The sequence below is a fragment of the Chitinophaga eiseniae genome (assembly GCF_900167135.1).
Lineage (GTDB): Bacteria > Bacteroidota > Bacteroidia > Chitinophagales > Chitinophagaceae > Chitinophaga > Chitinophaga eiseniae.
The window spans coordinates 363,114-388,314 of record NZ_FUWZ01000006.1 but is presented as its reverse complement, the minus strand read 5'-3'; the positions used below and the strand labels follow the sequence as shown (position 1 = coordinate 388,314).

Sequence of the window (25,201 nt, the reverse complement as noted above, 5' to 3'; positions counted from 1 at the left end):
CCTGTAGTCCGATGTAAAGAAGAAGCGTAGTCCGGTCAGGAGGAAAATGTGGCCTGCACCTGTGCGAGTACCCTTGCCTGTTGCTCCCGGATGGAGGATACGATCGGGCTGATGTTCTCCGTGTATCCCTGAAAGTGATGATCGATATTGATGTAACGGATACAGGTCTGCTGCGGTGACATCTCCTGTATCAGCAGTTTTAGCGGCGCTTCTGTCACGGCGGCGGCATCCTGCTGCCACAGGGCATAGAGATAGGAGGGGTGAAAGAAAAACAACTGCCGCGCGTTGGGAACGTGGTATCCATGGCCTGCGAGTATCTGCCGCGGATTGATTTCATGCAGCAACAACCAGCCGTTGTCCGTGATCGCTGTTTTGGCAGCTGCTGTAACAGTCTCAAACGGGTGATCAAGCAATAGGGTATGATAGGCGTTTTTCATCGCTTAAAAATAATGATAGACAAACTTGTCCGTTATGGGTAAAAAATTTATACTGATAATAATTGTTTTACTTGTTTAACAGCTGTTTTAACCGGCCAGAGATCGCGGTGGACCATACTCTCCACAATAGCGCTTTCAAACAAAAGATAGGCGGTATCACCGGTCAGTGGTGCTTTCCCGGCATCTGTTGCCAGCTGGCGGACATATTGCCGCAGCTGCTGTTTATGCGCTTTGATCTGTGCCTGCAGCAGCGGACTTTCACCTGCCAGCTCCGCCTGCATATTGATAAAGCGGCATCCGCGGAAGTCGTTGGCCGGAAGACTGGCTTCCAGGAAACTAAAAATTGCCAGCAACCGCGCGGCCGGTTTCTTTTCTTTTTCCACCACCGCAATAAATGCCCGGAACCACGTAGCCCGCGCCTCTTTCAGATAGGCCAGCGCTAACGCTTCCCGGGAACCGAAATGCGTGTACAGACTGGCCTTTGCCACGCCGGCCTCGTCCAGCAGCTGGTTGATGCCGGTGGCCTGGTACCCCTGTTTGTAGAACAACCGCGCAGCGGTAGACAACAATTTCTCTTTTGGATTTCCTGGTCTCGCCATAACATCAAATGTAAAATTATTTTCATTATAGACAATATTGTCTATAATATTTTTCAGCCGGCTGACCGGATATACCTGGTTTCGTTGTCCGCTTCCGGACAACCGCCGTTCATATGTGGACGGGCCTGCGAGACGAAAAACGCCTGAAATTGCCTGTAATAGCGTATTTTCAGGAAGCGGCAGCATTCTTGTTGCACGGGGAGTCAAAAATATCGATGTCATGCTGAGGAATTATTTCAAGATCGCCTGGCGTAACCTGTTACGCAACCCGGGATATTCCTTTATTAACATATTCGGACTGGCCACAGGGCTGGCCTGTTTTATCCTGATCCTGCTGTTTGTACAGCATGAATGGTCGTTCGACCGTTTTAATACGAACGCGGACGGTATATTCCGGGTAATACAGCAACGCCCTGTTTCCAAAGGGCAGTCTTACTGGTCCACCACTTCTCCGGCGCTGGCCGGCGCATTGGTGCGGGAGTTTCCGGAAATAAAGGCGGCCACTACCGTAGAGCAAACCTTCAACCCGCTGTTAAATGTGGGTGACAAGTATTTTAAAGAACAGGGTATTTTCGCCGACACCACCTTCCTCCGTCTTTTCAGCTTCCCTTTCCTGGAAGGCGACCGTGAAACAGCGCTTAAAACGCCCGGCGGCATTGTTTTAACAGCATCTATGGCACGCAGGATATTCGGTGAAGAAGACCCTATGGGAAAAACTATCCTGTACCAGGGAAACCAGCCGCACACGGTCACCGGTATTATGGCGGATGTTCCCGCAGCATCGCACCTGCAGTTTCAGTACATCCTCCCCATTACCGCCGATCCTCACTATGTGGACTGTTCGGTGAAAGAGCCCTGGATGAACAATGGCGTCTATACGTACGCCCTGTTGGATAACCCGGCCTCGGCGCCGCAACTGGAGCAAAGACTGCATGCCTACATTGATGAAAACCTGTCCCGCTGGCGGCCGGAGGACCGTCTCCGGTTCCTGCTGCAACCGCTTAACGACATCCATCTGCGCTCGCAACACCTTGATACGCTGGACTTTGAAAAAAGCGGCAGTGATAAATACGTGTACCTTTTTCTGGTCATCGGCTTTGTCATCCTGCTGCTGGCCTGCGTAAACTATACCAACCTGGCCGTGGCCCGTTCCGCCCGCAGGGCCCAGGAAATAGGGATGCGCAAAGTGGCGGGGGCCATGCGTGGCCAGCTGATGGCCCAGTTCCTGGGAGAATCGCTGATCATGACAACACTGGCGCTGGTACTGGCATTGGGACTGGTACACCTGTTGCTGCCGTTTTTTAGCCAGCTGATGGACCGCTCTCTCCGCATGGACTATTTCGGCAATCCCTTCCTGCTGCCCGGCTTGTTGCTGCTCGTAATGCTGGTCAGCCTTCTGTCCGGCAGTTACCCCGCCTTCCTGATGACGGCCCTTCGTCCGGCACAGGTGCTCAAAGGCAAAAAGAGTGTCCGCGCCGGCAGCTTCTCGCTGCAACGGGTACTGATCGTAGGACAGTACGCCGTGTCCATTATCCTGGTGGCCGGCAGCTTTATTATCTACCGGCAGATGCAGCTGGTGCAGCGTCAAAACCTGGGATACAACCGCGAACATGTGCTTGCCATAAGGGTAAACGACGAAGCGCTAAGCAGCCATTACAGCACGCTCCGCAAAGAACTGCTCAATCACCCCGGTATTTTGGCCATGAGTTATTCCCAATACCTCCCGACCGATTTTCATACCAATCAGAGCATGACGAACTGGCCCGGCAGCAACGGAGAAAGACTGTCTACCCGCACAACGACGATTGACTATGATTTTCCGGATGTTTATGGCCTTAGCATCGTGGCCGGGCGCGGGTTCTCCCGCGACTTTGGCGCCGATACGCTCGGCGCCCCACTGGCCGTTATCAACGAAACAGCGGCCAAAGCCGTCGGCTGGACGCCGGAAGAGGCCATCGGAAAACCTTTCGATTATTCTGATGGTCACGGAAGAAGAACGGTCATCGGGGTGGTACGGGATTTTCATTTCAATTCTATCCACCACATATCTGGCCCGCTGGTGCTGACACTTGATCCAACCCCTTCGGGCTACATCTCCGCACGGATACGGCCGGAAGACCTGCAGGGCACCCTTGCGCTCTTCGGACAGGCGGTGAAACGATACACCCGTTACCCCTTCGAATACCAGTTCCTCGATGATAAATTCGATCAGCTGTATAAAAAAGATACCCGCCTGGGTAAAATGTTTGGCGGCTTTACTATCCTGGCCATCCTAATCGCTTCCCTCGGTCTTTTCGGACTGGCGGCATATACCACGGAGCAGCGCCGTAAGGAAATCGGCGTGCGGAAAGTGCTGGGAGCTACGGTGGTGAATATTGTAGGGCTGCTGAGCAAAGATTACATCAAACTGGTGCTCTTTGGTTTTATCATCGCCATGCCGGTAGCCTGGTATATCATGGACCGGTGGCTGGAAGACTTTGTCTACCGTATACAAATACAATGGTGGATGCTGGCATTAGCCGGTCTGCTGGCCCTGATCATCGCCTTGCTGACGGTGAGCTACCAGTCTGTCAGAGCGGCTTTGATGAACCCGGTCAAATCACTGAAAACAGAATAACCAACCCATCCTGTTCCCCTAAAACAGCAACGATGAAGCAAATGCTTCATCGTTGCTGTTTTATTAACTGTTCCTTTGCATGCCTGCTTTCCGGATAAGTTTCCGCCGCCATCCTGAAAATACGGCAGCATTTAAAAAGTATTTCGGCTATCTGCCCAGTGAGTTAAAACGCTGATAACGTTTGCCGGTATACGAAAAAATGCGATATTCGCCCTGTTTGTTAACAGGAAAAACTGCATCTATGCAAATCACCATCACCAATAACAGCTTCACCCTGAACGGCGTGGAGATGTCGTTCCCTCTGGATATTCAACAGCTGAAAACCTTGTTGGGAGAAGCCCGGCACGTATCTAAAAAATACAACCACATCTATACCTGGGACGCTCTCGGTCTGCTGGCTTATTCCAAAAACGGGGCTGTAGCGGAAGACCTCCATCTCGATTATATTACCGATGATATGGATTTCTCTCCTGCTATGGTTTTTACCGGCGTCTTTACGATCAACGGACTGGACTACCGGGCCTATTTTGATAAACATAGACAGTCGGCCAGGAAGGTAAATAAGAGGGATGAGGGAGGAACGCTCACTGTTGGTAAATTCGATGTATACGTAGATGTGGAAGACGGTATCATGAAGAGTTTTAGCATCGGCCTGTACGAGCCGCCGGCGCCCAAAGCCTATTCCGATAAGTACAAACATCCGCCGGTGGCAGCGGAGAAGATGGTGTTTGCCGACTTCAACTTCAAACTGGCAGTGATACAGGAACTGATGTACAACAAAGCACTGCTGAAACCAGCTTTTGATTTGTATGAATTTGTGGAGAACTACGCCGGCCGTGAGATAGATATCGAAGAGGAAGGATACGGGTTCATACCGGAAGTGACAGCCTACTTTGAAGCGTTGGAGATTGACAAAAAATATGCGCCTGAAATTACAGCGATCTCCCAGGATGGCGGTGATAATATCTACGGCCAGTTATTGAGGTTCTGGGATGGGGAAGATGACACCTTCAATATTAATAATTTTGACGATATCAGACATTTCCCCAACCTGAAGCGGATGAACCTTTTTCACGCCGATAATCTTTCGGAAATTGCTGCACGGCTGGCTGAGAAAGGGATCACCGTCGAATCAATTTGACGGTCCCCATTCCTTTAACCGGGCATCAGCGTCAAACCGGAAAGGCGTGTCTGTATGTTCCTGCATAAAGTCTTTGGCTGTTTTTAGTTCCTCTATGATCCACTGCCGTAGGGGTACCGGTTCTTCACCGTCGGACCAGGGCTGGTACCGGTAGTTTTTGCCATCCGGGCTTACAATAAACTGTATCCTGTCTTCCCTTTGCTGCCGGGAAAAACCTTGCACGGTATAGTAAGGGAAATCCCGTGTAGGCCGCTCCGTTATTTCAAACTGAAGCAGCAGGTCTTTGCGCGGAGCGTCGTTATAAACATTTACCAGGTGGATATCGTTGATCACCTCCAGCCGCTGCAGGCTGTCGATGATCTGTTGTTCGCCTACGCTGTAGCGGAACGGATAAGGATAATAAGCTCCTTCATATTTGTAATCCTTTGCCTGTCCGGCTGGAAGCGGGTTTACCCGTTCTCCTTTTTTATTGATAAGATAACAGACAGATTTTTTCGAAACAGCATCTATCCACCAGTGTTCTCCGCCGGAATCGTAATGTTTCACCCAGCCGCCTTCATACACAACAGCGTAGCCATAGTTGAAAGGGCTGGCGAAGTCCCATTTCGCCGGAAGGACCTTGTTCCCGCTTTTGTCAGCGAATCCTACTTTACCATTGGCCACATAACGGCGCAGTCCTTCTTCCCAGTAATCTGGACCGTTGTCATAAGACAGCGGATAGTAGAGGAACCTGCCTGTGCGGTCATATACTTCGCCACCCGCAACAGCAGGGCATAGTTTAGGTGTTTTGGGTGAAACAGATACATCGGGGAACTCAATGGTAGGGCCGGTGATCGGTTGGTCGAACGCATAGTTGATGGCCCCGGAAAATTTCGCCGGAACAATAATCTTTCCCTGGTCATTTTTTACACCGACTTTACTGCTGTCGGCCGTGGGGAAATAGTAAAGTTTATCCTGGGCAGAAACAACGGCAGTAGCGCATAACAGGCTGAGGGTAACAAAGCTCTTTCTCATTTTTCTTTTGTGGTTTTTCAGTTGAAAAAATAAGGAAAAACGAGGACACCGCTTTGTTTTATTATGTTAAAGTTTTTTGGCGGATTGAATAACGTGGTCTGCCGGGAGGGGCGCTACAAGATCAGCTGCCCAGGTAAATCTTTCGGGCATGTTTTTCATATATGGTTACGGTTTGATAATTCAAAGATACAGGTAAAAGTTATTTCACTATCTTGCGGCGTGAACCTATAGCATCCGTATCACGACGGTCAATATCGTTGAATAACCTTTTACAAAATAAGCTTTCATGGAAAACAGGAAACCCCTTGCCGGCAAAGTGGCATTAGTCGCCGGTGGAACGCGCGGCGCCGGCAGAGGCATTGCGGTCGAACTGGGCGCCGCAGGCGCCACGGTCTATGTAACAGGCAGGACTACACGCCAGCAGCAATCGGAATACAAACGTCCGGAAACTATCGAAGATACGGCAGAACTGGTAACAGCAGCCGGCGGACAGGGTATCGCCGTGCAGGTGGACCACCTGGTGCCGGCGCAGGTGGAACAACTTATACAACGTATCGACCGCGAACAGGGTCGGCTGGATATCCTGGTCAATGACATCTGGGGTGGGGAAAATCTTATGGAGTGGAAAAAACCGGTATGGGAACACACGCTGGGCAATGGCCTGCACTTGTTCCATCTGCCGGTTGATACCCATCTGATCACGGCGCATTATGCACTGGCGCTGATGATACGACGTCCTGGCGGACTGCTGGTAGAAGTGACCGATGGTACGGCGGAATATAACAACCGCAACTACCGCCTCAATGTGTTTTATGACCTGGCGAAAACGGCCACCATCAGAATGGCCTGGGCACATGCACAGGACCTGGCGCCCCATGGTTGTTCCGCCGTAGCGGTCACACCAGGATGGATGCGTTCTGAAATTATGCTGGAGGCATTTGAGCTGAAAGAAGAAAACTGGCGGGACGCCATTCAGAAAGAACCCCATTTCGCTATCTCTGAAACACCCCGTTACGTAGGCAGGGCGGTGGCGGCGCTGGCGGCGGACGATGGTAAGCAGCGATGGAATGGCCAGTCGTTGTCCAGTGGGCAACTGGCAAAGGTATATGGTTTTACAGATGTGGACGGCTCGCAGCCTGACTGCTGGCGTTACCTGGTGGAAGTGCAGGAAGCTGGTAAACCAGCCGATACAACGGGTTACAGATAAGACAACCTCTTTTTTATTTGACAGCTTCTTTCGCCTCATAGATGATCTTTCCCTGGCGGATGGTGTATGCCACCGCCGCAAAATTCTTCACGTCGTCATGAGGATCGGCTTTCAGCAGTACCAGGTCGGCATCGAGCCCTTTGGCAACACGCCCGCAACGCTGTGCCATGCCGAAACGTTTAGCCGGCGCCGTGGTCAGCGATGTCAGTATCTGATCAAAGGTGAGCCCGGCAGCGCCCAGGAAACGGAGTTCATCTGCTGTATCAAAATCGGAGATATAACCTACATCGGTGCCGAACAGGATCTCTCCGCCTGCTTTGGCGTACATGCCTATCTGTTCTATGGCGGTCTTCACCAGCGGATGATCTTCCGGCGAGGTTACCTTGTTTCTTTCCAGTTCCCATTTGTATAGTTTCAGCGTAGGGATCACCGCGACATGATGTCGCTTCAGTAAATCCACATCGGCCTGTTGCCAGCCGATGTAGCCATCAGGCGCCACATGGGCCAGGATGTCCACCCCACCGGCAACGGCTACACGCCAGCCGGTATCGGAAGTAGGATGCGCAAAAACGGGTTTGTGATACTTGTGCGCTGTACTGGTAGCGGCTTTTACAATGTCCAGCGGCATGGCCACCACTTTGTTGTTGCCCACCGGCGACGCTGACCATATCTTGACAGCATCGGCGCCGGCATCGAGTTGTTTCTGAACGTAAGCTACTGCTGCTGCCGGTGTACTGATCTCCGGCAGTTTTATCGGGTGTACGTAAAAAGGGCTGCCGTTCGGTGGCACGAAAGGCTCACCGGCAGATAACAGGGCAGGACCGTCTACCTCGCCGGACCGTAGCCGGTCCCGCAACGCCCGTAGATTACGGAAATTGAGCGTCGCCAGATCAAAAGCATAGGTGAAGCCGTAGCGGGTAAGCATGTCCGTCATCTGACGGGTCAGCTGTGCAGCCGGCAGGCTGTCGGCATGTTCCCATACAGCACTCATAAAATGTACATGAGAGTTCCAGAAACCGGCCATCAATACCAGCCCTTTGCAATCCACTACCCGCAGGTGTGCAGGGATTTTTATCTGGTGCTGACTGCCAACCGCCGTGATCTTACCGGCTTTGATCAGCACCACGCCATTTTCCAGTGGCGGCGCTCCGGGCGACGGATAGATGCGGGCGCCTGCAAGCGCCAGGTCCGATTGTGCGTTGGCTGACAGGAAAAAGCAACAGAGTATCGCTAATAGATACGTTTTCATATGAGGGGTGTTGAGAAGATTCAAGGTACGTTTTTATTCTTTGATTTGTTTAGTTTTGACATCATGGGAAAACAGGAAACCATCGCGGCGTTTTATGACAGCAGAGGCATCATCGGAGAAGGAGCCCGTTTGTTCAATGTCTTCGAAAACGGGGGCCATTGCACGGTGCCACATATCTACAACCGGCGGGATTATTACAAAGTTTCCCTGTTGCAGGGGCAGAGCAGGTTGAGCTGGCACGATCAGGAGATATTAATAGACCGCCCCGCCCTGGTATTCTTCAACCCGCATACCCCTTTCGGCTGGGAACCGGTTTCGGCTGAACAACCCGGTTTTTTCTGCATGTTCCAAAAGACTTTTTTGCAGCCTGCGGAACGGAGCGAAAGCATACGTCAGGCGCCGCTCTTCAAGGCCGGCAGCAGCCCCGTTTTTTTCCTGGACCCCGCACAGGAACAACGCGTCAGTGGCATCTTTCAACAGATGCTCGAAGAAATGCGGTCAGACTATCTCTATAAGTATGAGTTGCTGCGCAACTACCTGCAGCTGCTGATACATGAAGCGCTGAAGATAAAACCGCATACCATCAGTATCCGGCAGCAGAATGCGGCCGAACGCATCACCGCCGGCTTTTTTGAACGCATGGAACGGGAGTTTCCGATCGACGCTCCCGGGCGCCAGCTGGAACTACGCTCCGCCGGCGACTATGCGAAAGCACTGGCGGTGCATGTTAATCACCTGAACCATGCGGTGCGGGAGGTAACAGGCAAACCCACGACCATGCACATTGCCGAACGGATACTGACAGAGGCGAAAGCGCTGCTGCGCCACACCGACTGGCCCGTAGCCACCATTGCCCATAGCCTGGGCTTCGAATCTCCCAACTACTTCTACAACTTCTTCAAAAAACAGACAGGGCAGCCCCCCGGACAGGTGCGCATGTCCATCCTTTGATTTTTGTACTTTTTGCTTTGAAAGCGTGAGACAGCATACCCGTCAGCCCTATAATTTTACAGGCTGAAAAAATGCTGTTATATGACGAAAGTTACGGGCTACGCTGCCAAAGCGCCTCACGAAAGACTGGAAAAATTTGAATATGCATTACCGGAAATCGGTCCGGAACACGTCGACGTCCGGGTAGCCTATTGCGGCCTGTGTCATTCCGATCTGAGTATGATCAACAACGACTGGGGCTTTACACAATACCCGCTGGTACCCGGTCATGAAATAGTGGGAGAAGTTATCCGCACCGGAAGCCTGGTGAAGGGGGTAAAGCCTGGCGATAAAGTCGGCCTTAGCTGGTTCTCCGAATCGTGTATGCATTGCCAGCACTGCCTGGAAGGCAACCAGCAGTTATGTGCTACCGCGGAACAGGTGGTAGTGGGCCGCCATGGCGGTTTTGCAGATATTGTGCGGGGCCACTGGTCCTGGATCATACCGCTCCCGGAGAAAATGGATATGGCGAAAGCCGGACCGCTCCTGTGTGCCGGACTGACCGTCTTCAACCCCCTGATCATCGAAGGCGTAAAACCAACCGACCGGGTGGGCGTGATCGGTATTGGCGGCCTCGGACACCTGGCGTTGCAATTCCTGAAACACTGGGGCTGCGAGGTGGTGGCCTTTAGTTCCAATCCTTCCAAGTACGAAGAAATTCTGCAGATGGGCGCATCCCGTGTGGTCGATTCCAGGAATCCGGAGGAACTGAAAACAGTACAGGGCCAGCTGGATTTTATTTTAAGCACGGTGAACGTACCGCTGGACTGGCAGGTGTTCCTGGGATGCCTCGCGCCGAAAGGTAAACTGCATACGGTGGGTATCATTCCGGAACCGATTCCGGTGCCTGTCTTCGATATGATAGCAGGACAGAAATCCGTGGCGGGAAGCCCTGGCGGCGGCCCTGCCATGATGCGCAAAATGCTCGACTTCTGCGTGCGGCATAATATTTATCCTGTCGTGGAGGAATTTCCGATGGTGCAGGTGAACGAAGCCATCCGTCATCTGGAGCAAGGCAAGGCGCGCTACCGCGTTGTCTTAAAGAACAATTGATCCACAGAAAGTAGGTGGGGAATGTGTTTAGTTTTCGTAAATTGACGGCATTAACCACCTACTATGTTGAACCAGTCGGCTGCTGCACGCAACGAGGAAATGGAACATTTCCGCAAGTTTTTTCTATTGTCCAATGATTTGTTCTGCCTTGTAGGCAGCAACGGTACCTTTGAAATGGTGAACCCCGCCTTCTCCAGGGCGCTGGGCTGGAAACCCGAGGAAATACTGGGCCGCCCCGTGTTTGATATCATTCACCCGGAAGATGTGGACAGTTCCGGGGAACAACTGAAAGGGCTAAACGAAGGTATCGATACGGTCAACTTTGTCAACCGGATGCGGACAACAGCCGGCGAATATGTATGGCTGCAATGGATGGCTTCTCCCGAAGTGTCCAGCGGACATATATTTGCGGTGGGCAGGGATATCTCACAGGTAGTCCGCCAGGAACGCCAGCTGCAGGAAAGCGAACACCAGTTCAGGGTGTTTTTTAATAACTCCAGAGGCATGATGTGCATGCATGACCTCGATGGAAAACTACTGGCAGTAAACCGCGCCAGCGCTGAAAGTCTCGGTTATCAACCTGCGGAGCTGATCGGCAGAATGCTCTGGGAGATTGTACCCCCGGCTTTCAGGGAAGGTGTTCAGGAATACCTGGGCACCATCGAAAGCGAAAAACAGGTGACTGGCCTGATGCGTACCCTTCATCGTGATGGCAGCACACGGATCTGGCTGTATAATAATGTACTCGAATATTCTATCGACGGAAATCCCTATATCATTGCTAATGCGCTGGATATTACAGAGCGTCATGCCCTGGAGAAAGACCTGAAATGGACCACTGAGATGCTGGAGCAGACCAACAGCGTAGCACGTATTGGCTTCTGGCATCTCGACCTGGAAAAACAACTGCCTTATTGGTCAGATGTGACGCGCCATATCCATGAAGTAGGAGATGACTTTGTGCCGACACTGGAGGGGGCGCTGGCGTTTTACAAAGAACCTTATCGCGCTGTCATTGAGAATGCCGTGAACAGAGGTATCGAATTCAATGAACCCTGGGATGTTGAACTGGAAATCGTTACCGCCAAAGGTAGAAATATATGGGTCCGCTCTATCGGCAGCCCGGAATTCCGGGACGGCAGGTGTGTCCGGTTGTATGGCACCTTCCAGGACATCGACCGGCAAAAACGGCTGGAAGAAGAGATACAGCGGTCCCGCAAGCTGCTGGAGGATATCCTGCAATCGGCCACAGACGTCAGCGTCATTGCAACAGCTTTGGACGGGACCATTACGTTGTTTAACAGGGGAGCGGAAAACCTGCTGGGGTATTCTTCCCGGGAAATGGTCGGCAAACAAACACCTGTCTCATTCCATGAACCGGCGGAACTGTCGGAAAGAGCTGCCGCTAAAGGTGTGGGCCTTGTAGACATATTTGCGAAGGAAGCAGTTGATCAGCGCCCCGGCGCGCAACAGGAGTGGACCTACATCCGGAAAGGCGGCTCTGCGGTGAACGTTTCGCTTGTTATCTCCGCTATCCACAATATGAACAATGAGCTTACCGGCTATCTTCATATCGCCACCGATATCACAGACAGGAAAAAAGCAGAACAACTGCTGCTCGACGAAAAAGCCAAACTGTCCGCTTTCGTGAAACATACTCCCGCAGCGGTGGTGATGCTGGACAAGCGTCTTCGTATTATTGCCTATAGTAATGCGTGGCAGGAAGACAACCAGCTGAAGGGCCAGCAGCTCTACGGGAAAATGGTCTATGACCTGCTGCCCAATATCCCCGCAGGATTCAAACAGATCTACCGGGACACACTGGCAGGTAAAGTGGACAAGAACGGTGAATTCATCTGGCGGCCGCCGGGATGGGAACATGATCAGCACCTGCACTGGGAGGTACGGCCCTGGTTCCATCACGACGGCGGCATAGGCGGGATCACCATCCTGACAGAAGATGTGACGGCCAACGCCATGCACCAGGAAGAACTGCAGCAAGCCAAACAGCTGGCGGAACAGGCCAGTGTGGCCAAATCGGAATTCCTCGCCAACATGAGCCACGAAATCAGGACCCCGCTCAACGGCATTATCGGGTTTACAGACCTCGTATTGAAAACACGGCTCAACGAGGTGCAGCATCAATACCTTTCCATCGTTAACCAAAGCGCCAGCACTCTCCTTAATATCATCAACGATATCCTCGACTTCTCGAAGATCGAGGCCGGCAAACTGGAACTGGATATCCAGAAACAGGACATCTTCGAAGTCAGCAGCCAGGTGAGCGATATGGTGAAGTTCCAGGCTCAGAGCAAAGGCCTGGAAATGATCTATGACGTTTCCGCAGACCTGCCCCGGTTTATCTGGACCGACCAGCTGCGGCTGAAACAGATATTGGTCAACCTCCTTTCCAACGCCGTTAAATTTACGGAGAAAGGAGAAGTCGGCCTGAAGATCTATCCCGTATCGCCGGCGAATGCAGCATTCTATCGTACGCTCCGTTTCGAGGTGTCAGACACCGGTATCGGTATCCGCAAGGAACGACAGGAAAAAATATTCGAAGCCTTCTCCCAGGAAGATATATCCATCACCAAAAGATATGGTGGTACCGGGCTGGGCCTCACCATCTCCAACAAGCTGCTGGCATTGATGAACAGCCGGCTGCAGCTGGAGAGCATCCCCGGCGAAGGAAGCACCTTCTTTTTTGAAATAACCGTGGAAACAGCCGACGGACCACCGGTGACCTGGCAACATATTGAAGCGGTGAAAAAAATACTGGTGACAGATGACAATGAACATAACCGTACTATCCTGCAACAGATGCTGTTGCTGAAAGGAATTGAAACAGACATGGCCCGCAGCGGCTTTGAAGCACTGCAGCTGCTCATGGAAGGGCGCACCTACGACGCCGTTTTGATGGACTACCACATGCCGGTGATGGATGGCCTCGAAACACTCCGTAAAATGCGGCAGATGGCCGACCAGCTGGGTACCTGGACACCGGTCGTATTGTTGTACAGCTCTTCAGATGACGAAACAGTGCAACGTGTATGTGAAGAACTGAAAGTAGAACAGCGGCTGGTGAAACCGGTCAAAATGCAGGACCTGTACAACGCCCTGGCGCACCTGTCGCTGAAAGATCCCGAACTCATGAACACCGCGCCCGACGCTGCCCACAAGCGACAGCCGGAACGCACTTCGTTAAAGGTGTTACTGGCGGAAGACAATAACGTCAACATGTTGCTCATTAAAACGATCATCACCCGTTCGGTGCCGATGTCTACCATCGTGGAGGCAAGGACCGGACTGGAGGCGGTGGCGCTGTATGCTCAGGAACAGCCGGACCTGGTGTTTATGGATATACAGATGCCCGAGATGAACGGATATGACGCTACCCGCCGTATCCGGGAACTGCATCCGCAGCAGCATACCCCCATTGTGGCACTCACCGCCGGCAACACCAAAGGCGAACGCGAAAGATGTATCGCAGCCGGTATGGACGACTTTCTTTCCAAACCCTTCGTGGAAGATGAGATACTGGCGCTGGTCAATAAATGGGGGAGCGGCGAAGAACAGGCTGTGCGGGAAACGGCAGGTAACCAACCACTGGAACTTTCCGTACTCATGGGGTACCTGGGCAGCGAAACAAAGCGGGACCCGCTGCTGCGTGAAACCCTTTCCCTGTTGCTGGACGACTGCAAATCAGTAAAACAGGAAATGGAAGGACAGGACATGAGCCAAAAACCTAAAAGAATCAGGGAGATATGCCATAGTATGCGGAGCGTGACTACCTACGCCGGCCTTACCGGGCTGGAAAAAGCGATCCGCGATACTGAAGCAAACGGCCCTGCAACAGAACAGTTACAGGTATTGGCGGCAGAGCTGGACAAAGCGATCGTAGCGGTACAGCTGGCGCTGGACCAGCTGCCCTGATATTACTGCACATAGATCTCATCACAACAGATAGCCGGCCGTTTGGTCTCCGGAGCTTCCCGCCAAACGGGCATCTCCGTTGGGCAAACGCCGGTGACCCGGATATAACGTACAGCCTTTCCGGTTAGCCGGAAAGACACCGGTGTGTTTTTGACATCATAGTCTTCTCCCTGCAGCGGTGTAAGGGTCTGCTCACCCGCATCAGTAAAATGGACACCGTCGTCGGACACCGCCACCGTAACGCGGGACGGGTTAAAAATATAATGCCTGGCATCCTGCAGAAAATGCATGAAGACGGTATTGACCGGTTTGGCCGCACCCAGGTCAATGACAGCTACAAGGTCCTTTCCATACAGGTACAGCCAGTTGAGACTGAAATCTTTACCGCCTTCCAGTCCGTCGGTAAGCGTCTGCGCTCCTTTGCCGGGAAACTCAGGCGGTGGCGGGTTTACCAGCGATACCTGCGCCCTGAATGCCAGGCTGCTGATCCATTTACGGGCAAACAGACTGTCCCATTCCTGCTGGTAACCATCGGGACTAACGCCGCCTTCGGCCAGCGCAGTAACGCCTGCTTCTTTGCAGCGTGCCGTAAACTTCCGCACCCGCTCCGGCCAGCGTGGATTTACCGTATATTCTTTGCCGTTAGCTTCGAGGTATCCGTGTGGTTCTGTGCCAGAAAAACGGGCCTGCTGCAGCACTGTGTATTCCAGTGGCAACCGTGCCGCATATACGCGTTTTAAGTGCGCTGGCTGCCCTTCCGCCGCCGCTTCGGCTTTATCAAGCAACTGGCTGTATTTGTCAATCGCCAGCGGGGAAAGATAATCCCGGTGATTGTTCACCGGATTGCCGTAGATATCAAGCGGGGCATGTGTTTGCTGAAGAGTGGATGCCAGCGCATCTATATATTGCCGGATATTTTTACCGGCCTTTCCGTAATATCCCTGTAAGAAGTCATCCTGCACTTTGTCTGCATCCGCTTTGGGATTCCAGAGGTATTTGGCCTGCACATAAGCGTTGAACTCCGCCATGTCGCTGTGTGTGTCGCCGCTGCCCTGGGAGAAAACGCCGCTCACTTTATGATCGGAGAAGTATTGCAGGTTAGGCTTTAGCTGTGGGTAGTCCGGAAAAGGCGCCAGGTAGTTGGTGAACTGCGTAGTGTAATCCCATACAAACAGCCGGGAGGTTGCCGCGCCCCAGGCCTCCAGGTTTTTGCGGAAGCCGGCAGCCGACGGGGTCTTGCTCAGCGGCTCCTGCCGCAGCGCATCAATGGAGCTGAGCATGATGATCACATTGTCGGCGGGTTTGGTCTGCAGCGGCGGCTTGGAAGAATACAGGTAGGAGAGCGTGGTAAACTGCTGCTCCGGAAACTGTGCGGCCACTTTGTTCACGAAACGTATCAGGGAGCCGGAAGGACCGCCTTCTTCTGTGTCCACTTTGCGACAAAGGTCGCAGGTGCAGTATCCGCCGCCATCTTCCTGGGAGATGGACCAATACATAGCGTCCGGGTTACCGGCAATGGCCTTGCGCAGGGAATCCACCACCAGGCGGAATACGGTTTCATTGCTGAGGCACAGCTGTGTCGGCTGCCGTATGCCTTTCACCAGCGCAAAGTACTCCGGATGTGCCGCAAACCAGGTGCGGGGTGGTACCAGTTTAAAGAACGAATGCCCCCATAGTCCCCACAGATCTTCAAAACGATGCAGCTTATGCCATTCCAGGTATTCATTGTCAAATGCAGCGGGGTAGTAGGTTTCACGATAGGTGAAAGCGGGCTCCTGTAAATCGTGGAGCTGCGCCGGCACACGCACGTCTTTGGTAACAGGCACGGTGGCCGGCGCCTGGCTGTATTTACGACAGCCCAGATACTGCTCCAGCAAAGTATAAACGCCGTATACCACCCCTTTGCCACTGCCGCCGATAATATATACATCGCGTGCATCGGTAGCCAGCATAAAACCTTCCGGCTTTATTTTGCCGGTATTGATATTGGCGGCATGATCCGTATGACCGATATAAATAGCCGGTTGGTCTTTATCTTTTAAACTGTTCTCTTTAACAATATTCAACGTAGCACCGGACATCCGTTTTACATAGTCCTTCAGTACCTCCGCGGCATGCTGGTCGTTTTTGCCGGCGTCGGCAGGCAATACGATCACATAGTTGCTTTTGCCGCCCGATACCAGCGCAATATCGCCGCCGGTAAGAGACTGGCAGCCATAACCCAACAGCGTCATGATGTAAAGAAAATATGTCATCGTCCTGTGCATAAAAATGGTTAGAATTTTCGTTGTACCGTCACAAAGATATCGTACTGGTTCTGAAAAACGGTGGGACTGATTTTCTGGTTGATCCAGGTGCCATACAGTCCCAGGGTGGTGCGGTACCGGATGGTTTTCTGGTAGCCGGCGCCCACGCTGCGGGTCAGCAACCCGGACAACTGCGGGAACTGCACCAGGCGGCTGCGGTCATCCGGAGAAGTTCCCAGCCCCGCGATGAGTGACAGGTAGTCCTGGTCCCGGTTCATATAATACCTGGTCGTCAGGTTGAAGGAGGTGTAAAAATTGGGCTGGTCACTGATGAAGTAAGCCCGGAAGTTCACGTAAAAATCATCGAACCTGTTGGCGACAGATACCACGCCGGAGTAGATGTTGGCGCTGTCTGTTTTCAGGTAACGGCCACCCAGTTCTCCTTCAAAGCTTTTACCAAACGTATGGAAGATGGAATATGCCAGCCTGGCAGTGGGGAACACATCTGAATTGGCATAACTGGCAAGGGCATACGAATAGGTACGACGGGAATGCGTATAGTACAATTCTGCTTCTCCCATGATACCGGTGCCCTCGGCCGCCCGTCCGCCATAGTTCAGCCGTGCGGCATAACTGCCCCGTTTGATGAAGCGCCGGTATTCGGCGGTGGCGATGTTGTACCAGCGGCTGGTGCCATAGTCGTAGCTGGAGCGCAAAAAGAACAGGCCGAACTGATTTTTCAGTGTTTTGCTGCGCAGATAATCCGCATAATCGCTGTGGGCCGTGGTGTTGTTGTAGCGCAGGAGGGAGTCTGCAGCCAGTGAGGCGGCTGAAAAGTCTTTTTTGTTTTCAAGGGTAACTACCCTTTTCTCCAGGAAAGCAGGATTGTTCGGGTAATACCGGAGGCCCTGGCCGGCATATGCCAACGCGCTGTCATAGGCGCCTTTGCCGTTGTACAGGTTGATCGTATACAATAAAGCGGCGGAGTCTTTCCGGTTGATGGCCAGCACCTGCCTGAAAGTCTGCAGCGCGCTGTCCGGCTGCTGATTCCGCTGTGCGGCGGTTCCTGCGGCCAGTAGGTTGTCCGTATAGGCGTTACGGTATTTTATGGTAAAGGGGTATCGCTGCCGCAGGCTGTCGAGAATAGCACCTGCAGCTGCATATTGCTGACGGGTACTGAGGATGCCGGCTTTTTTGAACAGCAGGTCACGGTTGTGCGGATCGCGGGCTAACGCCTGGTCCAGCCAGGATAATGCACTGTCCGGCTGTTGCATGGCGCTTTCGGCGTTGACGAGGTACTGCAGGGCTTCCGGCTGACCGGGCTGTAGTGCCAGCACCGCCTGGAACTGTTTTTTCGCCTGCTCGTACTCTTCGTTTTGTAACAATATCCTGCCTGCGCTGAGATGAATGTCCTGCAGTAAGGCAGTGTATTGTCCGTTGACAGGATAGCGCTGCAGCAATGATTCCAGGATAGCTGTCGCCTGGTCGTACTGTCCCATGTCTGCCAGTATGTTGGCTTTTTTCAGCAGGAAACGTGCGTTGTCAGGATGCTGTTGCAGTGCCCTGTCCAGCACGGCGACGGCCTGCGCCGGTTTTTTCTGCAGCAGGTAGGTATTGGACAGGAGGTCCGGCGCCGTCGTGTCGCCGGGGGTAACACGCAGGGCGTTTTCGAATTGTTGAAGCGCTTCGGGGTATTGTTGCTGGGCAAGATATTCCCGTCCGCTGGCGAGGTAGAGGCGGCCAAGGCGTTCGCGTTCGGTGGCGTTGCCGGGCTGGCGTTGCAGCAGTTTCTCCGCCAGTATGGCGGCCTCCGTATATTTACGATCGCTCTCCAGCATATCTGCTTTCAGGCCCAGCAGCCGGAGATCGTCCGGATGATTTTTCAGGCCCAGGTTGATCCAGTTCAGCGCTTCCCGGTAGGCGCCGCGGGACATGCTCAGCCCGATCAGCTTCTGTAAAGCTTCGGCGTTACCGGGGTTCTTTTCCAGTATGCCCTGGTAAAGCGCGTAAGGATCGGTGTTGGTATAGTAGGCGGCAGCTTCCATGCGTAAGGGTACCTGCTGGCTGCGGGCTTTATTGTCTCCCGGAAAACGTTTAACAATGTTTTCCAGGTGGCTGATCGCTTCGGGATAGCGGTGCATCGCACGCAGCATCTCCAGCTTGGTCATCTGCAAATCGTAGGAGTTAGGGTGGCTGGCCAGTTCGGCTTCTATCCGTTCCAGCGCGGCGTTGTAGTTGTTGTCGCGTATATCCATGCCCGTAAGTGCCTGCCGTGCCTCCTGGTTGGAGGGATCGGTCATCAGCGCTTTTTCGTAATTGCTGCGGGCGAGGTTGTTATAGTTGTTTTTACGGAAGTAGGCGCCCGCCAGCAGGAAGTGGCCGGTGACGGCCTTTTGCACGACGGTGTCGGCGTCATACCTGTCCAGCAGCGTATTGGCGTAGTTGCTGCCCTGGTAAAACTTACGGGCTTCATCCATCACGCCCAGTTTCTTCAGCATAAACTCGCGGTCGCCGTTGAAATATCCCAATGCCATATCTGCATAACATTCGGCTTCCTCGTATTGTTGTTGCGCCAGTTCAATATTGATGGCATACAGATAGGCGTCCCTGTATCGGGGGGCGGTGGTCAATACCTGCCGGATATACTTTCGGGCGCTGTCGTGCTGATTGGTAAGCTGGTACAGTCTTCCCAGCAGCAGCTGCTGGTCCACAAAGTCCGGCTGCAGGTCCAGTGCCTGGCGGGAGAGGCGGATCGCCTCGGGGTACTGTTTGGCCCGTGTGGCTTTGACGGCGTCGTCGTAAAGCGTTTCAGCAGCCCTGCTTTTACGGTTGTTCTGCGCCATGGCCGGCAGTACTGCAACGGTGGCGGCGATCAGGAAAACATATTTCAACACGGGTGTCCTCATCTATAAAAAAGTTTGTACTAAGCGTTTGCGGTTTTCTTTTTACCAAAGCCCTGGCGCTGCATATTGCCCCAGGAGTGTTTTTTGCCGGTCAGGAAATAATAATAGCCCTTCAATGCAAAAAAGACGATCAGCGGATGATAGAACAACGGTTCCAGAAAAGCCATCAGGGCCAGTCCTATCACTTCCCGCCAGGTCTTGTAATAATGGAAGGTCATATGGTCCCACCACACCGCCAGCGTGGTGATCATCACGGAATACAGGTATACAAAAAGTAATAATATCAGGGCGTAATGCCAGTTGATCTGGCTGGTGACGATCAGGTAGATATAAAACAGGATGCCGGTGAACTCAATAATGGGCGCCAGGAATTCAAAAAAGAAATTGTAGGGCAGCACCACCATCCCCAGTTGTTTGTATCTCGGGTGAAAAAGGACTTTGCGGTGCATGGTGATGATCTCCGCCAGGCCACGGCCCCAGCGGGTACGTTGGCGGCCGAACACTTTCAGGTTCGGCGGGCCTTCCGTCCAGCACTGGGAAGTGGGAATATAGCGGATGGCGTATTTTAGTTTGTTGTCGATCATGTAGGTACACATGCGGGTCACGATGTCCATATCTTCTGCGAAGGACTGGCTGTCGTACCCGCCGGCTTTAATGGCCACTTCTTTATCGAACAGGCCGAGGCCGCCGGATACGTTAGGGACGCAGTTGATCAGGCTCCAGCCCATTTTGCCGAGCACATAGGCGCGGATGTATTCCATTTCCTGGAAGCGGGGCAGCCACTGCCGGGGCGGCCTCACACGGGTGATCACCCCTTCGTCCACCTCGCAGGAGTTGGCCAGCCGTAAAGTAGCGCCGGTCGCAATCACCCGCACACTGTCTTCTTCAAAGTGTACATAACCACATTCCGGACAGGGTTCACCCACGGCTTTGACCCGTTGGTGTTCTTCGTCCATAAAAGGTTTGATGAGCCTCAACAGGGTGTCTTTTTCCAGGATACTGTCCACATCGGTGCAGAGAAAATAATCGTATGCGGCGGCGTTGATGCCGGCATTGGAAGCATCCGCTTTGCTCTTGCCGTTCACCTTATCAATGACCAGCAGTTTATCGTAAACATTGTTGACAGATTTGAAGACACGTTTCACTGGCTGCGATTTGATCCGCTCGTTGTAGGCGAAGTCCACTTCCTGTAACTCAAATTCTCTGATGAGCTTATCGAGGGTGTCGTCGGTACTGCCATCGTTGATGATGATCACTTCGTATTTGGGATACACCAGCGTCAGCAGGGAACGCACGTTGGCGATGATGGTCACGCCTTCGTTGAAAGCCGGCGCAATTACCGAGATGCCGGGCGCCAGGGGGGAGTCCAGCATCTTCGTATAGTCCACATAGCTATGGCTGCGCTGGAACCGCAGAATGCCCCGCAACGAGAGCAGGGCCAGCAAGGCATACATCAGCAGCATCACGCAGCCAAACACAAAAATGAAGCCTTCATAAAAATCTTTAAACCATTCCACTATATCGGCAATTTAAAAACTGATCAATTGGCAGCGGCGGTGCCGGAAGCCTGTTGCTGGAAACCACGCCGCTGCATGTTACCCCAGCTGCTCTTTTTCTTACTGAGGAAATGATAATACCCCCGCAGCGAAAAAAACACGATCAGCGGGTGATACAAAAACATTTCCATCAGCGGGGTGGCGCAGAGATAGATCACTTCCCGCCAGCTCTTATAATAACGGAACGTCAGCTGGTCCCACAGGATAGCCAGGGTGGTGATCATCACGGAATACGTATATATGAATAACAGCAGTAACAGCGCTGTGGGCCAGTTGATCAGCCCCAGCACCGCGCCGGCGATATAAAATATAATACCTACCGCTTCTACAATAGGCGCCAGCAGCTCGAAAAAGAAGTTGTACGGAAAAATGACCATGCCCATACGGCCATAACGGGGATGCATAAACATACTGAAGTGCGCATGCATCAGCTGTGCCAGGCCCCTGGCCCAGCGGGTACGCTGCCGGCCGAAGATACGTACTGTTACCGGCGCTTCTGTCCAGCAAAGCGTACGGGGAACATACCGGATGGCATAGTCGATTTTGTTGTCGCAGGCGTAACGGCACATACGGGTCATCAGTTCCATGTCTTCCCCGAAAGAGCTGAAGTCATACCCGCCGCAGCGGATAGCCACCTCCTTGTCAAACAATCCAAGACCGCCGGACACGTTAGGAACACAATTGATCAGGCTCCAGCCCATTTTACCCAGTACAAAGGCGCGGATATATTCCACTTCCTGGAAACGGGGCAACAGCTGTCGTGGCGGCCGCATCCGGGTCATCACCCCCTGGTCGAACTCGCAGGAGTTGGCGATACGGAGTGTGGCGCCGGTGGCGATCACACGTTTGTGCGGTTCCTGCATCACCGGTTTGATAAGCTCCATCAACGTATGCTCATGTAGGATACAGTCCACGTCGGTACATACAAAATAGTCATATGATGCAGCGTTAATACCCGCATTCACCGCATCTGCCTTGCTCTTGCCGTTCACCTTATCAATGATGGTGAGCAGCGCATATGCGGGATTAGTGGATTTATAGATATGACGCACCGGCTGCGTAGGGATCTTCACATTATAGGCGAAGTCCACCGGCACGAGTTCAAAAGCTTCGATGAGTTGCTCCAGGCTGTTGTCTGTGCTGCCGTCATTGATGACGATGATTTCATAACGGGGATAGATCAACGTCATGAGCGAGCGCACGTTATAGATGATCGTCAGCCCTTCGTTAAAGGCAGGGGCCAGCACGGTGATACCCGGCGCCAGCGGGGATTTGAGGAGTACCTCCACTTGCTGTGACGCTCCCTTTTTGGCGTAGGCCCGCACGGCAATGATGGAAAACAGCGCTAACAGGGCGTAGGTACCCAGCAGCACGGCGCCGTAAACAAAAATACCGGCCTCAAATATATTCCTGAGTATTTCCCAGAAGGTAATGTCCATCAGCAGCTAGAATTTGATTAACGGGTTCATACAATGTTTCAGGATCAGTTTGTTCTCCCGGGTAGCGGTATCTACCAACTCCTGGATAACGGGGCCGGCGGCCCATTGATTGTTGATCAGCGATTTGGCGGCGTGTTTACGGATCTCGAAATCCGAGGAATGCAGGAACTCCTGCCGGAGGAATTCTACCTGTTTCCCACTACTGATGCGCCCGAAAGCCTTCAGTATTTCTGTCCTGCAATGGTGCGGCTGACTGTCGTACATGCTCAGCAGTTTATCTTCCACATGTTCAATCCTCAGCTTACCGAGGCAATTGATGGCATTGGCCCTCAGGTAGTGGTCGCGGGTGTCCAGCAGCTTTATAACAGCAGGCACGGCGCTTAACTGCTGGTAGTGTTCTACCAGCTTCAGGCAGAAAGAGATAATGCTTTTATTGGAAGAGTAGGTGATCCACTGGGCGAAGTTCGGAATGGAGATACGGTCTGTGGTGGAGATAATACGGAACAGCTCCACCTGGTCCCAGAGCAGCAACGGCTCCGTGGCGACGTCAAAAAATTTGAAAGGCTCGTTTTTGCTCAGTTTGATATAGGCGTGCCGGGCAGTGGCGCGTAACTCACGGTTACGGCTATTCGTTAACGGAAGGATGATCACATCGGCGATAGGCACGTCCATATTGGTGAGCTCTCCGAGCGCCTGTATTTTATGGTTCCAGCGGCTGGACTTCAGCTTCTTAAGCGAGTCCTTGTCGAGCCCCAGCTGCAGGTAGAGACTACGCAGCTGGCCGCCCATGGCGCCCTGCACGTTGTCGCGGTATTGCATCAGCCGCTGTATCAGCACCTGCCGCGCCCACCTCTTTTCAAAAACAGGTTTGTCAAATACTTCCACCGGAACAGCAGCCTCTACCGGTTCATCGGTATACAGCGCTTCGTTCATTAATATATGTTCGGTGAGCAAATCATCGATCATCGGGTGTAAAGCCGCCAGCTTTTTGTCCCGCCGGTAGCTCCGGTAGCGGTTGATCAGGATGGAGATATAGGCGATGGCCGTCATCGAAACGGCTATCACGGTAAAAGCTACCGCGATCTGAATGACGAGCGGGGCATAACGGAACTGATCCACCGTAGCCGAAAAAAAAGCCGGTATGGTTTTCATGGTCGCAGGAAATGGTCAATAAAAATAACGCGTGGCAATGGGGATAATTACTGATACTGCATCAGCAACCGTTTTACCCGGATCAGCAGTTCACCGGGGATGACCGGCTTCTTGAGAAAGTCGTCCGCCCCCAGCTTAAACCCTTCCAGGATCATATCCTCGTTGCCCGCATTGGAAACAATGATAACGGCAATTGGTTTGCCTTCCTTTCTGCCTTTCACCCTACTGAGGATCTCAAAGCCATTGGCGTACGGCATCATGATGTCTGTAATGATCAGGTCGTATCCATAGTTGGTTTCTTCCAGCTTTTTGATAGCCTCTTTCCCATTGACAACATGGTCCAGCTGATAGGCTTCCTTATGAAGGATCCGCTCAATAATTTTGGGCATTACTTCATCATCTTCAATAACAAGAATCTTATACATATACTCGATTAGCGGTTACTCATGGCGGTTATGGTCACTGTATTCAGTATAATAAAGATAGGGATTATATGTAAATGTCTGCATTTTTAAGCCCTATATTTGCGATGGATTATTTTAGTTATGACCACGAAGTTTAAGATATTACTGGTAGATGACCACAAAGCCAATCTTTTGGTATTGCAGCGTATGCTCGAAACAGAAGGACGGACATTTGTACTGGCCACCACCGGCCGGGAAGCCCTGGATATCGCCAGGGAGCAGGATGATATAGGCCTGGTAATGCTCGACGTGCAGATGCCGGACATGGACGGCTATGAGGTGGCCCGCCAGCTGAAAGCTCATCCGCAGACAAAAGATATCTCCGTCATTTTTGTAACGGCCACCAACAAAGACGAAGAAGATATGCTGAAAGGTTTTGAGAAAGGGGCGGTAGACTACCTTCCCAAACCCCTGCACAAACATCTTACCCGCGCCAAAGTGGATGTCTTCGAACGGCTGTATTATTCTCAGCGCGAGTTGAAAATGGCGCTGAAAGCCAAAGAGCAGATCAACGGGCAACTGGAGCGTTTTATGCACGTGGTGGCCCACGACCTGAAATCACCGCTGTCCGGCATTACCAGCCTGCTGCTGATCCTCCGTGAAGAAGAGGAGCTGCAGCAGTCCACGGAACTGCTTTCTTTCGTAGACATGGCGGTAGACGCTTCCCATAAGCTGGCAGATATGATCTCCGCTATCCTGGAATACAGCCGCGCGCACCAGGACAACCAGCCGGAGGAACTGGTAGCAGTGAAAGAATTGCTGGCTACACTGGTACAGCTGTTGTTCCCGCCGGCCAATGTGCATATACAGATAACTGACGACCTCCCTGTTTTATATACCAGCCGCCAGAAGCTGCAACAGGTATTCCAGAACCTGATCAGCAACGCTATTAAATATGTGGATAAACCGCAGGTGGAAATCAGTATAGGCGGAGAGGATAAAGGCGAATACTATGAGTTTTTTGTTAAGGACAATGGGCCAGGGATAGCCGACAAAGACAACGAACGGATTTTCCGCCTGTTTGAAAAAGTAGACAACGACGATGACAATGGCAAAGGGACCGGTATTGGTCTCAATATCCTGAAACTGCTGGTGGAAACACAAGGCGGCAAAGTATGGGTGGAATCGGTAAAAGGAGAGGGCAGCTGTTTTTATTTCCAGTGGAGAAAGTAATTATCTAAACAGATATCCCCGGGCTTAC

Annotated in this window: 17 protein-coding genes; 7 read left to right on the top strand and 10 right to left on the bottom strand. The window is 52.5% G+C overall.

Annotated features, from left to right (window positions below; translation table 11 throughout):
* Positions 1–35 precede the first annotated feature (35 nt).
* The gene (locus B5D63_RS30635) at positions 36–437 is read right to left on the bottom strand and encodes a DUF302 domain-containing protein (RefSeq protein WP_078672685.1); all 402 of its coding nucleotides are present in this window, start codon (positions 435–437) and stop codon (positions 36–38) included.
* A gap of 47 nt (positions 438–484) precedes the next feature.
* The gene (locus B5D63_RS30630) at positions 485–1,036 is read right to left on the bottom strand and encodes a TetR/AcrR family transcriptional regulator (protein WP_159456231.1); all 552 of its coding nucleotides are present in this window, start codon (positions 1,034–1,036) and stop codon (positions 485–487) included.
* Positions 1,037–1,256: 220 nt separating this feature from the next.
* On the opposite strand from B5D63_RS30630, the gene B5D63_RS30625 reads away from it, so the two are divergent.
* Together B5D63_RS30625 and B5D63_RS30620 are read left to right on the top strand one after the other, a co-directional pair.
* Positions 1,257–3,653 (top strand): ABC transporter permease, encoded by a 2,397-nt coding sequence (locus B5D63_RS30625; RefSeq protein ID WP_078672683.1) that lies wholly within the window; start codon positions 1,257–1,259, stop codon positions 3,651–3,653.
* Positions 3,654–3,894: 241 nt separating this feature from the next.
* Positions 3,895–4,794: a DUF6892 domain-containing protein gene (locus B5D63_RS30620; protein ID WP_078672682.1), complete on the top strand. Its 900-nt coding sequence runs from the start codon at positions 3,895–3,897 to the stop codon at positions 4,792–4,794.
* On the opposite strand, the gene B5D63_RS30615 is transcribed toward B5D63_RS30620, so the two are convergent.
* A complete protein-coding gene (locus B5D63_RS30615; protein ID WP_078672681.1) occupies positions 4,786–5,808 on the bottom strand; it encodes a WG repeat-containing protein in 1,023 nt (340 codons plus the stop codon). The two genes, B5D63_RS30620 and B5D63_RS30615, sit on opposite strands and share 9 nt — an antisense overlap.
* 286 nt (positions 5,809–6,094) lie before the next feature.
* Between B5D63_RS30615 and B5D63_RS30610 the strand changes: the two genes are divergently transcribed.
* Positions 6,095–7,015, top strand: coding sequence for an SDR family oxidoreductase (locus B5D63_RS30610; RefSeq protein WP_078672680.1), 921 nt, complete (start codon positions 6,095–6,097; stop codon positions 7,013–7,015).
* A gap of 13 nt (positions 7,016–7,028) precedes the next feature.
* Here B5D63_RS30610 and B5D63_RS30605 read toward each other — a convergent pair whose 3' ends face one another.
* Complete coding sequence (locus tag B5D63_RS30605) at positions 7,029–8,264, bottom strand: amidohydrolase family protein (protein WP_078672679.1); 1,236 nt, start codon at positions 8,262–8,264, stop codon at positions 7,029–7,031.
* A gap of 63 nt (positions 8,265–8,327) precedes the next feature.
* On the opposite strand from B5D63_RS30605, the gene B5D63_RS30600 reads away from it, so the two are divergent.
* The 3 genes from B5D63_RS30600 (at position 8,328) to B5D63_RS30590 (ending at position 14,240) form a co-directional block, all read left to right on the top strand.
* Positions 8,328–9,215: a helix-turn-helix domain-containing protein gene (locus tag B5D63_RS30600; RefSeq protein ID WP_078672840.1), complete on the top strand. Its 888-nt coding sequence runs from the start codon at positions 8,328–8,330 to the stop codon at positions 9,213–9,215.
* 81 nt (positions 9,216–9,296) lie between these two features.
* Positions 9,297–10,307 (top strand): NADPH-dependent aldehyde reductase Ahr, encoded by a 1,011-nt coding sequence (gene ahr / locus B5D63_RS30595; protein ID WP_078672678.1) that lies wholly within the window; start codon positions 9,297–9,299, stop codon positions 10,305–10,307.
* Between the two features lie 63 nt (positions 10,308–10,370).
* The gene (locus B5D63_RS30590; RefSeq protein WP_078672677.1) at positions 10,371–14,240 is read left to right on the top strand and encodes a PAS domain S-box protein; all 3,870 of its coding nucleotides are present in this window, start codon (positions 10,371–10,373) and stop codon (positions 14,238–14,240) included.
* Positions 14,241–14,242: 2 nt separating this feature from the next.
* On the opposite strand, the gene B5D63_RS30585 is transcribed toward B5D63_RS30590, so the two are convergent.
* From B5D63_RS30585 to B5D63_RS30560, 6 genes are read right to left on the bottom strand one after another with little or no spacing between them, the layout of a single operon-like run.
* Positions 14,243–16,495 carry a DUF4838 domain-containing protein gene (locus tag B5D63_RS30585; RefSeq protein ID WP_159456230.1) on the bottom strand — a complete coding sequence of 751 codons (2,253 nt, stop codon included), beginning with the start codon at positions 16,493–16,495 and terminating at the stop codon, positions 14,243–14,245.
* A gap of 20 nt (positions 16,496–16,515) precedes the next feature.
* A complete protein-coding gene (locus B5D63_RS30580; protein ID WP_078672675.1) occupies positions 16,516–19,392 on the bottom strand; it encodes a tetratricopeptide repeat protein in 2,877 nt (958 codons plus the stop codon).
* A gap of 17 nt (positions 19,393–19,409) precedes the next feature.
* Positions 19,410–20,906: a glycosyltransferase family 2 protein gene (locus B5D63_RS30575; protein WP_078672674.1), complete on the bottom strand. Its 1,497-nt coding sequence runs from the start codon at positions 20,904–20,906 to the stop codon at positions 19,410–19,412.
* Positions 20,907–20,929: 23 nt separating this feature from the next.
* The gene (locus B5D63_RS30570) at positions 20,930–22,384 is read right to left on the bottom strand and encodes a glycosyltransferase family 2 protein (protein ID WP_078672673.1); all 1,455 of its coding nucleotides are present in this window, start codon (positions 22,382–22,384) and stop codon (positions 20,930–20,932) included.
* Between the two features lie 6 nt (positions 22,385–22,390).
* Positions 22,391–23,536 carry a HEAT repeat domain-containing protein gene (locus B5D63_RS30565; RefSeq protein ID WP_078672672.1) on the bottom strand — a complete coding sequence of 382 codons (1,146 nt, stop codon included), beginning with the start codon at positions 23,534–23,536 and terminating at the stop codon, positions 22,391–22,393.
* A 47-nt stretch (positions 23,537–23,583) separates the two neighbouring features.
* Complete coding sequence (locus tag B5D63_RS30560) at positions 23,584–23,961, bottom strand: response regulator (protein ID WP_078672671.1); 378 nt, start codon at positions 23,959–23,961, stop codon at positions 23,584–23,586.
* A gap of 120 nt (positions 23,962–24,081) precedes the next feature.
* Between B5D63_RS30560 and B5D63_RS30555 the strand changes: the two genes are divergently transcribed.
* The gene (locus B5D63_RS30555) at positions 24,082–25,173 is read left to right on the top strand and encodes a sensor histidine kinase (protein WP_078672670.1); all 1,092 of its coding nucleotides are present in this window, start codon (positions 24,082–24,084) and stop codon (positions 25,171–25,173) included.
* Positions 25,174–25,201: the final 28 nt, after the last annotated feature.